The sequence below is a fragment of the Mycobacterium sp. E2238 genome, from assembly GCF_001672665.1.
Lineage (GTDB): Bacteria > Actinomycetota > Actinomycetes > Mycobacteriales > Mycobacteriaceae > Mycobacterium.
On the sequence record NZ_LZKF01000230.1, the window covers coordinates 13677 to 27146 of the forward strand.

14 protein-coding genes and 1 pseudogene are annotated in these 13470 nt (G+C 68.6%); 11 read left to right on the top strand and 4 right to left on the bottom strand.

The genetic code is table 11. The features are described from left to right. Positions 1–16 precede the first annotated feature (16 nt). From A5711_RS21115 to A5711_RS21125, 3 genes are all read left to right on the top strand, one after another. Positions 17–1423, top strand: a complete 1407-nt coding sequence (locus A5711_RS21115; RefSeq protein WP_067949952.1) for a cystathionine beta-synthase — start codon at positions 17–19, stop codon at positions 1421–1423. A gap of 102 nt (positions 1424–1525) precedes the next feature. Continuing rightward, complete coding sequence (locus A5711_RS21120) at positions 1526–2236, top strand: RDD family protein (protein ID WP_067949954.1); 711 nt, start codon at positions 1526–1528, stop codon at positions 2234–2236. Between the two features lie 48 nt (positions 2237–2284). Beyond that, on the top strand, positions 2285–3445 hold the full coding sequence (locus A5711_RS21125) for a cystathionine gamma-synthase (RefSeq protein WP_067949957.1): 1161 nt from the start codon (positions 2285–2287) through the stop codon (positions 3443–3445). A gap of 112 nt (positions 3446–3557) precedes the next feature. On the opposite strand, the gene greA is transcribed toward A5711_RS21125, so the two are convergent. Both greA and A5711_RS21135 read right to left on the bottom strand, forming a co-directional pair. Further along, positions 3558–4052: a transcription elongation factor GreA gene (gene greA, locus A5711_RS21130; protein ID WP_007168983.1), complete on the bottom strand. Its 495-nt coding sequence runs from the start codon at positions 4050–4052 to the stop codon at positions 3558–3560. A 213-nt stretch (positions 4053–4265) separates the two neighbouring features. Continuing rightward, entirely contained in the window at positions 4266–4709 is a 444-nt protein-coding gene (locus A5711_RS21135; RefSeq protein WP_067949958.1) for a DUF4307 domain-containing protein, read from the bottom strand. A 115-nt stretch (positions 4710–4824) separates the two neighbouring features. On the opposite strand from A5711_RS21135, the gene mca reads away from it, so the two are divergent. Genes mca through A5711_RS21155 form a run of 4 tightly spaced genes read left to right on the top strand, consistent with a single transcriptional unit; the run spans position 4825 to position 8384 of the window. Further along, positions 4825–5697 carry a mycothiol conjugate amidase Mca gene (gene mca, locus A5711_RS21140; protein ID WP_067949961.1) on the top strand — a complete coding sequence of 291 codons (873 nt, stop codon included), beginning with the start codon at positions 4825–4827 and terminating at the stop codon, positions 5695–5697. Beyond that, positions 5694–6002 (top strand): hypothetical protein, encoded by a 309-nt coding sequence (locus tag A5711_RS21145; protein ID WP_067949963.1) that lies wholly within the window; start codon positions 5694–5696, stop codon positions 6000–6002. Before mca ends, A5711_RS21145 begins: the two co-directional genes overlap by 4 nt. Next, positions 5989–8001 (top strand): thioredoxin domain-containing protein, encoded by a 2013-nt coding sequence (locus A5711_RS21150; protein ID WP_067949964.1) that lies wholly within the window; start codon positions 5989–5991, stop codon positions 7999–8001. The genes A5711_RS21145 and A5711_RS21150 overlap by 14 nt, the downstream gene beginning before the upstream one ends. 11 nt (positions 8002–8012) lie before the next feature. Next, entirely contained in the window at positions 8013–8384 is a 372-nt protein-coding gene (locus A5711_RS21155) for a nuclear transport factor 2 family protein (protein WP_067949966.1), read from the top strand. 4 nt (positions 8385–8388) lie between these two features. Here the strand turns inward: A5711_RS21155 and A5711_RS21160 are convergent, their stop codons facing one another. After that, positions 8389–9168: a hemolysin III family protein gene (locus A5711_RS21160; RefSeq protein WP_067949968.1), complete on the bottom strand. Its 780-nt coding sequence runs from the start codon at positions 9166–9168 to the stop codon at positions 8389–8391. Positions 9169–9323: 155 nt separating this feature from the next. Between A5711_RS21160 and A5711_RS21165 the strand changes: the two genes are divergently transcribed. The 3 genes from A5711_RS21165 to A5711_RS21175 all read left to right on the top strand — a co-directional run bounded on the left by A5711_RS21165 (position 9324) and on the right by A5711_RS21175 (position 12220). Then, on the top strand, positions 9324–10112 hold the full coding sequence (locus A5711_RS21165; protein WP_067949970.1) for a (2Z,6E)-farnesyl diphosphate synthase: 789 nt from the start codon (positions 9324–9326) through the stop codon (positions 10110–10112). 94 nt (positions 10113–10206) lie between these two features. Further along, positions 10207–11577 carry a hypothetical protein gene (locus A5711_RS21170; protein WP_067949972.1) on the top strand — a complete coding sequence of 457 codons (1371 nt, stop codon included), beginning with the start codon at positions 10207–10209 and terminating at the stop codon, positions 11575–11577. A gap of 217 nt (positions 11578–11794) precedes the next feature. Next, a complete protein-coding gene (locus tag A5711_RS21175; protein WP_067949975.1) occupies positions 11795–12220 on the top strand; it encodes a hypothetical protein in 426 nt (141 codons plus the stop codon). Positions 12221–12224: 4 nt separating this feature from the next. Here A5711_RS21175 and coaA read toward each other — a convergent pair whose 3' ends face one another. After that, positions 12225–13163, bottom strand: a complete 939-nt coding sequence (coaA, locus tag A5711_RS21180) for a type I pantothenate kinase (RefSeq protein WP_067949977.1) — start codon at positions 13161–13163, stop codon at positions 12225–12227. Between the two features lie 113 nt (positions 13164–13276). Here coaA and A5711_RS21185 point away from each other — a divergent pair. Continuing rightward, positions 13277–13470, top strand: a pseudogene (locus tag A5711_RS21185) (serine hydroxymethyltransferase); the annotation flags it as partial.

A 13470-nucleotide genomic window follows, 5' to 3' on the forward strand; every position in this document is an offset into this window, starting at 1 on the left:
CTGAGACGATGAACGCATGCGGATCGCCCAGCACATCAGTGAGCTCATCGGCGGCACGCCGCTAGTTCGCCTGAATTCCGTGGTTCCCGACGGCGCCGGCACTGTGGCGGCCAAGGTCGAGTACCTCAACCCCGGGGGTAGCTCGAAGGACCGGATCGCGGTGCGGATGATCGACGCCGCGGAAGCGAGCGGCCTGCTGAAGCCCGGCGGCACCATCGTCGAACCCACCTCGGGCAACACCGGCGTCGGCCTGGCGCTGGTGGCACAGCAACGCGGGTACAAGTGCGTGTTCGTCTGCCCCGACAAGGTCGGCGAGGACAAGCGCAACGTGCTGCTCGCCTACGGCGCGGAGGTGGTCGTCTGCCCGACGGCCGTGCCGCCCGACCACCCGGACAGCTACTACAGCGTCTCCGACAGGCTGACCCGGGAGATCGAGGGCGCCTGGAAGCCTGACCAGTACGCGAACCCGGAGGGTCCGGCCAGCCACTACGCCACCACCGGCCCCGAGGTCTGGGCCGACACCGACGGCAAAGTCACCCACTTCGTCGCCGGCATCGGCACCGGCGGCACGATCACCGGTGCGGGCCGCTACCTAAAAGAGGTGTCGGGCGGGAAGGTTCGCATCATCGGCGCCGACCCCGAGGGCTCGGTGTACTCCGGCGGGACCGGCCGGCCCTACCTGGTCGAGGGCGTCGGTGAGGACTTCTGGCCGGCCGCATACGACCGCACGGTGCCCGACGAGATCATCGCGGTGTCCGACTCCGACTCGTTCAACATGACCAGGCGGCTGGCCCGCGAGGAGGCGATGCTCGTCGGGGGGTCGTGCGGGATGGCGGTGGTGGCCGCGCTGAAGGTCGCCGAGGAGGCCGGACCCGACGCGCTCGTCGTGGTGTTGCTGCCCGACGGCGGGCGCGGCTACATGGCGAAGATCTTCAACGACGCCTGGATGTCTTCGTACGGATTCCTGCGCAGCCGTCTCGACGGCTCGACCGAGCAGGCCTCGGTGGGCGACGTGCTGCGCCGCAAGTCCGGCGAGCTGCCCGACCTGGTGCACACGCACCCGTCCGAAACCGTCCGCGACGCCATCGGCATCCTGCGCGAGTACGGCGTGTCCCAGATGCCCGTGGTAGGCGCGGAGCCGCCGGTGATGGCCGGCGAGGTGGCCGGCAGCGTCTCCGAGCGCGAACTGCTCTCGGCCGTCTTCGAGGGCCGGGCCAAATTGGCCGACGCCGTCTCGCTGCACATGAGCCCGCCGCTGCCGATGATCGGCGCGGGGGAGTTGGTCAGCGCGGCCGGCAAGGCGCTGCGCGACTGGGATGCGTTGATGGTGGTCGAGGAGGGCAAACCGGTCGGGGTGATCACCCGCTACGACCTGCTCGGTTTCCTCTCGGACGGCCCCCGCGCACCAAGTGCGCGGCGCTAGCGGCGACCCCTTCAAGCCGCGACGCGCGTCTCGCCCGGCCGCTGCGCGCTCAGGTACTGTAATGCGGCCTGGTTCAGCTGGTTCGCAGTGGAAGGGGTGCCCATGACCGATCAACCGCCGCCCGGCGACGCTTATCCACCACCTCCGCCGCCGCCCGGGTCGTCCGGTGGGCAGGCCGTTCCGCCCCCTCCATCGACTCCCGCAGGCGGCTCCTATCCGCCGCCTCCGCCGCCGCCCGGCGGCTCCTATCCGCCGCCCCCGCCGTCCGCCGGTGGGTACGCGCCACCGCCTCCCGGACCGGCGATCCGCACGCTGCCGACGGAGTCCTACACGCCGTGGCTGACCCGCCTGGTGGCGTTCATCATCGACATCCTCCCGTACGCCGTCGTGCACGGTATCGGGACCGGGATCCTGGTCGCCACCCAGCAGACGTCGTGCATCACCGATGTCACGCAGTACGCCGTCAACCAGTACTGCGTGACGCAGAACTCGACCATCGGCCTGGCCGCGCAGTGGTTGGCGTCGCTGGTCGGACTGATCTATCTGATTTGGAACTACGGCTACCGCCAGGGCACCACCGGGTCGAGCGTCGGCAAATCGGTGATGAAGTTCAAGGTGGTCAGCGAGGTCACCGGCCAGCCCCTCGGTTTCGGAATGTCCATCGTGCGTTCCCTCGCGCACTTCGTCGACGCCATCATCTGCTTCATCGGTTTCCTTTTCCCGCTGTGGGATTCGAAGCGACAGACGTTGGCGGACAAGATCATGACGACGGTTTGTCTGCCGCTCGACGGGACCGAGCAACAGCCGAGCTAGCCGTGCGGGCGCGGTAGCCGACTCGGTCGTCACCTAGGCTGGTCGTCGATGAGCGACGACCACACCGGACACTTCACCGGACTCGCCACCAAAGCGATTCACGCCGGCTACCGGCCGGACCCGGCGACGGGCGCGGTCAACGCCCCGATCTATGCCAGCAGCACGTTCGCCCAAGACGGAGTCGGCGTGCTGCGCGGCGGGTTCGAATACGCGCGCACCGGCAACCCGACGCGCAGCGCGCTGGAGGCCTCGCTCGCCGCCGTCGAAGAGGGCAGCTACGGGCGCGCGTTCGCCTCGGGTATGGCCGCCACCGACTGCGCGCTGCGGGCGATGCTGCGGCCCGGCGATCACGTGATCATCCCCAACGACGCCTACGGCGGCACCTTCCGGCTGATCGACAAGGTGTTCACGCAGTGGAACGTCAGCTACACGCCGGTGGCGCTGTCCGACATGGACGCCATCCGCGCCGCGGTCACGCCCCAAACCCGGCTGATCTGGGTGGAGACACCGACCAACCCGCTGCTGTCCATCGCCGACATCGCGGCCCTCGCCGAACTGGGCGCGCGGTCCTCGCTAAAGGTCTTGGTGGACAACACATTTGCCTCACCCGCACTGCAGCAGCCGCTGAAGCTGGGTGCCGACGTGGTGCTGCATTCGACCACGAAGTACATCGGTGGGCACTCCGACGTGGTGGGCGGGGCGTTGATCACCAACGACGCGGAGCTGGACGCGGCCTTCGCCTTCCTGCAGAACGGCGCGGGTGCGGTGCCCAGCCCGTTCGACGCCTACCTGGCCATGCGCGGCCTGAAGACCCTGGTGCTGCGGATGCAGCGACACAGCGAAAACGCTTCGGCCGTCGCCGAATTCCTCTCCGGCCATCCGGCGGTGAGCACCGTGTTCTACCCCGGTCTGCCCGGCCACCCCGGGCATGAGATCGCCGCTCGGCAGATGCACGGCTTCGGCGGCATGGTGTCGGTCCGCATGCGAGGCGGCCGGCAGGCCGCACAGGATCTGTGCGCCCGCACCGAAGTGTTCATCCTGGCCGAGTCGCTCGGCGGCGTCGAGTCATTGATCGAGCACCCGAGCGCCATGACGCACGCCTCGACGGCCGGTTCGCAATTGGAAGTGCCCGACGACCTGGTGCGGTTGTCGGTCGGCATCGAAGACATCGCCGACTTGCTGGCCGACCTCGACCAGGCGCTGGACTAGTGGCGATCGCGAGCGCGGCGTAGCCGGGCGATGCGGGTCGCCACCACAGGGCTAGTGGCGATCGCGAGCGCGGCGTAGCCGGGCGATGCGGGTCGCCACCACGACTAGCCGGCTAGGAGTGGTAGGGCTCCGCGCTGACCAGCGTGACCTCTACGGTGTTGCCGTTGGGCACCACGTAGCTGCGGGTCTCGCCCACCTTCGCGTCGATGAGGGCGCCGCCCAGCGGTGAGTTGGGCGAATACACCTCGAGCTTGCCGTCGTTGACGCCCTCCTGGCGGGTGGCGATCAGGAACGTCTCGGTGTCCGACTTGTCGCCGTTGTAGTAGACCTTCACCACCGAACCAGGCAGTGCGACGCCGGACTGCTTGGGCGCCTCGCCGACCTTGGCGTTGTTGAGCAGGTCCTGCAGCTGGCGGATGCGGGCCTCTTGCTGGCCCTGCTCTTCGCGGGCGGCGTGGTATCCGCCGTTCTCGCGCAGATCCCCTTCTTCACGGCGATCGTTGATTTCCGCGGCGATCACCGGACGATTGGCGATCAACTGATCGAGCTCCGCCTTCAGCCGGTCATGTGACTCCTGGGTCAGCCAGGTCACCGAAGTGTCGGTCATCTCGTCGTGCTCCTCATGTTGTCGTTCCGCGTACCCGCGTAAGCCTGTTTAACCCCGCCGCCGGGAGTATCCGGGTCTGCTCCCCGTGTGCTGCCGATCCGTTCTGCTCACGGCCTTAATGCAGCAATACACGGTCCCATCAGGAACCGTGCATTCACCCATGTTACCACCGCGCAAACAATTGATGACCCCAAATTCGCAGTTCGGCTGTTGTTACGGGGTCCCGCCGGGCCGCAAATAGGCGGGCACGTCGGTGCCGCAGCCGTAGATGTCGGCCATCACCGGGGGTTTGCTGGACTTCACCGTGGTGGTCAGTTGCACCGTGGCCGCATCGGACGGGGGGACCAGCACCTCCCGCCTGCCCGTCTCGCTGCCGTCCTTGGCCCGGACCCGCACGATGCAGTCCACCGGCCGCGACGGATCCGATCGCGTCACGCTGATCGTTACCGATGCCGTCTCGTCGTCGATGACCCGATAGCTGCCCAGCGTGCCCGTCACGGGACTGCTGCCCAACCGGTGGTAGCCGACGACGGCGATCAGCAGGCCGGCCGCGACCACCAGCGCGCCCAGCGCGATGACCACCCAACGCCGGGGTACGCGCGGGCGCCCGGCGCGCCCATAGCGGGCCTCCGGAAGCGAAGGGGAAGTTTCCGTCATGCCTGGGTATGCCTGGAGTGGTCGGCTGCCGGACAGCGGCCTGCAGCATGCAACGATCTGAAGAACTGGAATTATAGGTTCGCATCCAGCGACCAGCAGACCGACAAGGGGGCACGTGAGCGAACTGCGGTTGATGGCGGTGCACGCCCATCCCGACGACGAGTCCAGCAAGGGCGCTGCCACCCTCGCCCGTTACGCCGACGAGGGCCACCGGGTGCTGGTGGTGACGCTGACAGGCGGCGAGCGCGGCGACATCCTCAACCCGGCGATGGACCTGCCGGAGGTGCACGGCCACATTGCCGAGATCCGGCGCGACGAGATGGCGAAGGCCGCCGAGATCCTCGGTGTCGAACACACCTGGCTGGGCTTCGTCGACTCCGGCTTGCCCAAGGGCGACCCACCGCCCCCGCTCCCCGAAGGATGCTTCGCGCTGGTGCCGCTGGACGAGTCGGTCGAGTCGCTGGTGCGCGTCGTCCGCGAGTTCCGGCCGCACGTGATCACCACCTACGACGAGAACGGTGGCTACCCGCATCCGGATCACATTCGCTGCCACCAGGTTTCGGTCGGCGCCTTCGAGGCGGCCGGAGACTACCGGCGGTTTCCGGACGCGGGCGAGCCATGGGTCGTATCGAAGCTCTACTACATCCACGGATTCTTGCGGGCCCGGATGCAGCTGCTGCACGACGAGGCCATCAAACACGGGCATGAACCCCCGTTCGCGAAGTGGCTCGAGCACTGGGACGCCTCGCACGACCCGTTCGAGTCCCGAGTCACGACGCGCGTCGAGTGCTCGGCGTATTTCAGCCAACGCGACGACGCACTGCGGGCGCACACCACCCAAATCGACCCGGACCACGACTTCTTCGCCGCGCCCATCGAATGGCAACAGCGGCTCTGGCCGACGGAGGAGTTCGAGCTCGCGCGTTCGCGGGTGCCCGTCCGACTGCCCGAGGACGATTTGTTCGCCGGAATCGAGAGTGACGGGTGAACCACTTCTATTGGGCGGCGAGTGCGTTGGCCGACGGCGCGCCAAAGCACACCGGGCCGGACTTCGGAAAGGCCAGCCCGATCGGGCTGCTGATCGTCGTGGTGCTGCTGATCGCCACGCTGTTCCTGCTGCGCTCGATGAACAAGCAACTCAAGAAGGTGCCCGACTCGTTCGACCCCAAGGACCCCGAGCCCGACCAGGCCGCCGACGAAGGCACCGACGGGGTCGACAAGGCAGACAACCGTCCCCCGGGCCAGGCGAACGGATCGGAGCGGGCCCCGGGACCCGGCGATGAGCCCGGCTGACGCCGCCGCGACGAACACCCTTGGGCTGGCCACCAGCCCTTATCTGCGGCAGCACGCCGACAACCCAGTGCACTGGCAGCAGTGGACCCCGCAGGCGCTCGCGGCCGCGGCCGAGCGCGACGTGCCCATCCTGCTTTCCATCGGCTATGCCGCGTGCCACTGGTGTCACGTCATGGCTCACGAATCGTTCGAGGACGACGAGGTGGCCGCCGCGATGAACTCCGGATTCGTCTGCATCAAGGTCGACCGGGAGGAGCGCCCGGACCTCGACGCCGTCTACATGAACGCCACCGTGGCGCTGACCGGACACGGCGGCTGGCCCATGACGTGTTTCCTGACGCCCGACGGCCGGCCCTTCTTCTGCGGCACGTACTACCCGAAAGACAGCTTCCTGCAACTGCTTTCGGCGGTGTCGGCCACCTGGCACCAGCGCCGCGGCGAGGTCGAGGAGGCGTCGGACCAGATCGCCGGCGAACTGCGCGCGATGGCGAGCGGGCTGCCGGGCGGGGGACCGGACGTAGCGCCGGCGCTGTGTGATCACGCGGTCGCCGCCGTGCTCGGCGACCGCGACGCGGTGCATGGCGGCTTCGGCGGCGCTCCGAAATTCCCGCCGTCGGCACTTCTCGAGGCCTTACTGCGCAACCACGAGCGCACCGGTTCGGCGGCGGCGCTGGAGGCCGTCGCGCACACCGGCAACGCGATGGCCCGCGGCGGCATCTACGACCAGCTCGCCGGCGGGTTCGCCCGGTATAGCGTCGACAATGCTTGGGTGATACCGCATTTCGAAAAGATGCTGTACGACAACGCGTTGTTGCTGCGCGCCTACGCGCACTGGGCCAGGCGGACCGGGGATCCGTTGGCGCGCCGGGTCACCGCCCAGACCGCGCGCTTCCTGCTCGACGACCTGGCCGACGGTGTCGTGTTCACGTCGTCGCTGGACGCCGACGCCGAGGGCCGGGAGGGCTCGACCTATGTCTGGACACCCGGGCAGCTCACCGAGGTGCTCGGAACCGACGACGGACCTTGGGCCGCAACCGTTTTCGCGGTCACCGCGGCCGGCACCTTCGAACACGGGACCTCGGTGCTGCAATTGCCCGCCGATCCCGACGACCCGCAACGGCTCGAACGGGTCCGGGCCGCGCTGCTGGCCGCCCGGCTCACCCGCGCCCAACCCGGGCGCGACGACAAGGTCGTCACGTCCTGGAACGGTCTGGCGATCACCGCGCTGGCCGAGGCGGGTGTGGCCCTGGACGCACCCGAATTGGTCGGCGCCGCAAGCGATTGCGCGCGTGCACTGCTGGACTCGCACCTCGTCGACGGGCGGCTGCGGCGCGCCAGCCTGGGCGGGGTGGTCGGCGGCAGCGCCGCCATCCTCGAGGACCACGCGATGCTGGCCATCGGCCTGCTCACTCTTTACCAGCTGGACGCCGACGCCGACTGGCTGACGGCGGCAACGGATCTGCTCGACACCGCGCTGCGGCACTTCGCCGACCCGCAGCGGCCCGGCCGCTGGTTCGACACCGCCGACGACGCCGAGCGGTTGATGCTTCGGCCCGCCGACCCGCTCGACGGGGCGACTCCGTCGGGCGCGTCGTCGATCACCGAGGCGCTGCTCACCGCCGCGCACCTGGTCGACGGCGACCGCGCGGAGCGGTACCTGCGGGCGGCGGCCGACTCGCTCAACACCCAGTCGGTGCTGCTGGAGCGCGCGCCACGCTCGGCGGGCCACTGGCTGGCCGTGGCGGAAGCCGCGGTGCGCGGACCGCTGCAGATCGCGGTCGCCTGCGAACCTTCGCGGTCGGCGCTACTGGCCGATGCGCGCCGGCTGGCACCGGGCGGGGCCATCGTCGTGGGCGGCGAAAAGGACTCGTCGGCGCTGCTGGCCGGCCGCGACCGGGTGGCCGGTGCCGACGCCGCGTACGTGTGCCGCGGCCGGGTGTGCGACTTGCCGGTGACCACCGCCGAAGACCTCGCGCGGGCGCTCGGCGCGCCACGGTAGCGTGACGTTTCATGCCGAGCGCCCAACACATCACCGACACGGTCAACCGCTACATCGAGCTGGTCGCCAAGGGCAGCGCCGACGAGCTGGTCGAGCTCTACGCCGATGACGCCACCGTCGAGGATCCCGTCGGCGGCGAGGTGCACATCGGCCGCCAGGCGATCCACGGCTTCTATTCGGCGGTCAACGATGTGCAGCGCGAATGTGAGCTGGTGACGCTGCGGGTCGCGGGCAACGAGGCCGCCTTCCATTTCCGGCTCACGATCACCGCCGGGGAGCACCGGATGGTCATCGAGCCGATCGACGTGATGGCGTTCGGCGAGGACGGCAAGGTCGCTCACATGAAGGCGTACTGGTCGCCCGCCGACGTCACGCAGCTGTAGTCGCTCAGTGCATCAGCCACGCGTGGTCGCCGACATAGAACACCGCGAACCACATGGCGATGTAGTGCAGGATGGCCGCGATCGCGGTGAAGGCGTGGAAGAACTCGTGATACCCGAATGTTCTGGGCCACGGGTCGGGCCACCGTAGCCCGTAGAAGATGCCGCCGACGCTGTAGAACACCCCGCCGACGGCCAACAGCACCATCGCCGCCACGCCGGCCTTATGCAGAATCGTCGGGCAGTACCACACGGCAACCCAGCCCAGCAGTAGGTACAGCGGCACACCCAGCCACCGCGGTGCCGTCGGCCAAAACACCTTCAGCAGGATGCCCGCCGCCGCGCCGCCCCACACGATCCACAGCACCTCCACGCCGGTCTGTTGCGGCATGGCCAGGCGCGCGAAGGGCGTGTAGCTGCCGGCGATGAACACGAAGATCATCGAATGGTCCAGCCGCTTCATCAGGTTCCGGGCGGCATCGGACGTCCACTGCACCCGGTGATAGGTGGCGCTGACGGCGAACATCGCCACCGTGGCCGCCGCGTAAATCAGCGTCGAATGACCGGCGCGCGGCGACGAGGCGGCCCACGACACCGACACCAGCGTGGCGCCGGTAATGATCGCCAGCCACGCGGAGAAGAAGTGGATCCAGCCGCGCATGCGGGGCTTGCTCAGCGCCTGGGCCGCACCTTCGACAAGCTGTTCGACGGTGTTGCCGGGGGCGACGGCCTCGGATTCGCGATCCGAACGCTCCGGATTGGCAGACGTGCTCGTCTGGCTGCTCATGTCTCCTGTGCCCTCGTCTTAAAGGTCGGGGATTGCCAGTGGCTGCTCTCCATCAACAGTAGTCGGCATCGGTCACGGCATGGTCTCCGCGCGCGGGTGACATCGCCGGAATAGCAGGGGGGAATTTGGCGCAGCTCACAGTAGGCTGAATCTCCGTGGAAATTATCCCGCCGCGTCTCAAAGAGCCGCTGTATCGCGTCTATGAGTTGCGGCTGCGGCAGGGTCTGGCCTCCTCCAAATCACACCTGCCGCGTCACATCGCGGTCCTGTGCGACGGCAACCGGCGATGGGCCCGCGACGCGGGCTATGCCGACGTCAGCTACGGCTACCGCATGGGCGCGGCGAAGATCGCCGAGATGCTGCGCTGGTGCCAGGAAGCCGGCATCGAGATGACGACGGTCTACCTGCTGTCCACGGAAAACCTTCAACGCGACCCCGACGAGCTGGCGGGGCTCATCGAAATCATCACCGACGTCGTCGAGGAGATCTGCGCACCCGCCAACCGCTGGAGCGTGCGCACCGTCGGCGATCTGGAGTTGCTCGGCGAGGAACCGGCCCGGCGGCTGCGCGACGCGGTGGAATCCACACCCGTCGTGGCGACGTTCCACGTCAATGTCGCGGTCGGTTACGGCGGCCGCCGCGAGATCGTCGACGCGGTGCGGGCATTGCTGAGCAAGGAACTCGCCAACGGTGCCTCCGCCGAGGAGCTCATCGATGCGGTCACCGTCGACGGCATCTCCGAAAACCTTTACACCTCTGGGCAACCCGATCCCGACCTGGTGATCCGCACGTCGGGGGAGCAACGCCTGTCCGGGTTCCTGCTGTGGCAGAGCGCGTATTCGGAGATGTGGTTCACGGAGGCGCACTGGCCCGCGTTCCGCCGGGTGGATTTTCTGCGCGCGCTGCGTGACTACAGTCAGCGGCACCGCAGGTACGGCAAGTAGCGGGTCGGCGCGAGCCCGGCGCGTGCCGATCGCAAGCGCGGCGCGAGCCGGGCGCAGCGGGTCGGCACGCATCAGACCGTGCCAAACTGGGTGCATGGCTGCGCTGTCGGCGGTGGTTTTCACGCTGAGCGGGTGGCTCGGGCTGTACCTGCTCGCTCGCGATCCGCGGAAGCCGGTGCTCGTGTTGGCGGCGATCGGCCTGTGCGGTTTCGCGCTGGTGGTCGCGCTCGACGCGGTGCGGACCGCCAGCCCCGCGTACGCGCACGTGCTCAGCCGCGTTGAGATCTACCTGGTGACCATCCCTGGCGTGGCCTGGTTCGCGGTGCTCGTCGAGCTGTCCCGGCCCAGCGACGGCTCGAGGCCGCGCACGCGCGAGTTGTTGCTGGTTGCCGGCGTCGCCGCGCTGACCCTGTTCGGGGCGATGCTGGCCGGCAGCGTCGAGGGTCCACTCCGGACGGGGCACTGGGTGATGTTCGCGGTGATCTCGGTATCCACCTTCGCGGCGATGGCCGTCGCGTTGCGGCAGCCGCGTCGGCCGCGGTCGGCGATCGGGCTCGCCGTCGTCGCGACGCTGTTCTTCGCGCTGGGCAATGCCATCCTGATCATTCCGCTGGGCCTGGTGCCCAGCTGGGTGGCGCTGGCGTCGACGAGTTTGGACGTTCTGTCGCTCGGGTTCGCCGTGGCGCTGTGGGACGCGTTCGACGAGGGTCAGGCGTTGCGCGCCGACATGCTCCGCTCGTTTGCCGGCTCGGTGGCGGTGGCGGTGTTGTTCGGCGGCCAGGCGCTGATCGGCCTGGCGCTGACTCGCGACGACCGCGCCGCGCAGACCGCGCTCACCGTGCTGCTGTTCACCAGCCTGGCGGTCGCGGTCGCGGTGCAGGTGCTGGCGGATCCGCTGGCCGGGGTTCTCGATCGGCTGGCGTTCTCGAAATCCCCCGCGCTGCGGGAAGATCGGGCGGCGCTGCGGAACACCGGCGCGGCGCTGCCGTTGCGGTCGGTGGATCCGCTCGACCACGTCGACGACATCACGTTCGCCAGGCTCACCCGCCGTGCCCTGGGCCATTACGGCGACCTGAGCAAGCTGGTCGCCAGCCCGCTGACCGCGCTGCCCGTCATCGACGAGCGACTCGCCGCCCGGGGGGCGCCCGACCATCCGCTGGAGCGGGCCAACGAACTCAAGGCGGTTCTCGCGGACGCGATCGGGCGGCTCAAGCCGCGCGACGCCGGCGATTTCGGGACCACCGAGCAATGGCGCCACTACAACTCGCTGTATTTCCCCTACGTCGTCGGCGTGCGCGCGTACGCGCAGAACGCCACCGCCGCGGGACTCGATCCCACCGCTCGCCAGGCCTGGCATTGGTTGGTCACCGAGGTCCCGCAGCGCTCGCTGCACAACTGGCAGAACGCCGCCGCCCGGCTGATCGCCGCCGACCTGCGCGGGCGGGTGTCGGTGGCCAGCGAGTAATCCGGGACGGTTCCCGTTGTGACTGCTGGGGCTGTTGAATGCCAGACTGACGGTTGTCGAATAACAATTCTGATACTTGCCCGCAAATGGGAATAGCCCGGCGAACCCGCTGGTCTTTGTTTCCGTGGCAGTAGTTGGCAGTGCCACGAGTCGATATGGCAGTGCGCCGGCGGCACGCTGAAGTTCGACCCAATCCGCCATCGCGAGGAGTAATCACATGATGTATGCATCTGGCGCGCCCGGTCTGGCAACCCGCCCCCTCTACGACTCGACCGACTCGCTGCTGCGTTTCGCCATGCGCGCCGACGCCACACTGACGGGCCTGTGCGGTTTGGTGATCGCTTTTCTGGCCGACCCGCTTTCGTCGCTGACCGGCCTGACCTCGCTGCAGGAGTACAGCCTCGGCGCCTTCTTCGTGCTCGGCGGCCTGGCGGTGTTCCTCCTCGCGGCGGCCCCAAACCTGCGCCGCGTCGGAATCGGCGTCGTCGCGGCCAACGTCGTGTTCACTCTGGGCGCCATCGTGGCCGCCGAAGCGCTGCCGTTGCCCGCGACGGGCATTGCCGCCACGCTGGCCGGTGGCGTGTACACCGCGGCGTTCGCCGGACTGCAGTACTGGGGCGTGCGTCGTCTCGCGACGGCGTAGTCGCTTAGAGCTTGCGCAACCGGAGCCGGTTGATCGAGTGGTCGGCGTCCTTGCGCAGCACCAGGGTGGCCCGGGGCCGGGTCGGCAGGATGTTCTCGACCAGGTTGGGCCGGTTGATGGACCGCCAGATCTCGCGCGCCGCGGCGACGGCCTTCGTGTCGCCCAGGGCCGAGTAGTGGTGGAAGTGTGACTCCGGGTCGGCGAATGCCGTGCCGCGCAGCGACAGGAACCGCGACACGTACCACTGCTCGATGTCTTCGATGCGGGCGTCCACATACAGCGAGAAGTCGAACAGGTCCGACACCATCAGGGTCGGACCGGTCTGCAGGACGTTGAGGCCCTCCAGGATCAAGATATCGGGATGGCGCACGACGTGCTTGGCGCCGGGGATGATGTCGTACTTCAGGTGCGAGTAAACCGGCGCGCACGCGTAGTCGCTGCCGGATTTGACCGACGTCACGAACCGCATCAGCGCCCGGCGGTTGTAGCTCTCTGGGAAACCCTTGCGGTGCATCAGGTTTCGCCGATCGAGTTCGGCGTTCGGGTACAAGAAGCCGTCGGTGGTCACCAGGTCCACCCTCGGGTGGTGATCCCAGCGGGCCAGCAGGGCCTGCAGCACGCGCGCGGTGGTCGATTTGCCGACCGCGACGCTGCCGGCCACGCCGATCACGAACGGCACCGGCCGGTCCGGGTTCTGTTGCGGCTCGCCGAGGAACTCGGCCGTGGCGGCAAACAACCGCTGGCGCGCGGCGACCTGAAGGTGAATCAGCCGGGCCAGCGGCAGGTAGACCTCTTCCACTTCGAGCAGGTCCAGCTGCTCACCCATACCGCGCAGGCCAACCAATTCCTCTTCGGTGAGGGCCAGCGGCGTCGACATGCGAAGCGCGCGCCATTGCTTTCGGTCGAACTCCACATAGGGGCTCGGCTCGCTAAGCCGCGGCATAGTGCAAGTGTTGCAGGGGCGGACGCGCCCCCGACGGCTGGGCTGGCTAAACCCTCGCTGGATAGACTGGCCCCGTGACTGCTGCACCTGACGCCCGCCCCTCCACGTCTGTCATGTCCGCTGGGCTCGCCGAGGTCGACCCCGACATCGCCGAGCTGCTCGGCAAGGAGCTGGGCCGGCAGCGCGACACCCTGGAGATGATCGCCTCGGAGAACTTCGTGCCGCGCTCGGTGCTGCAGGCCCAGGGCAGCGTGCTGACGAACAAGTACGCCGAGGGTTTGCCCGGCCGGCGCTACTACGGCGGCTG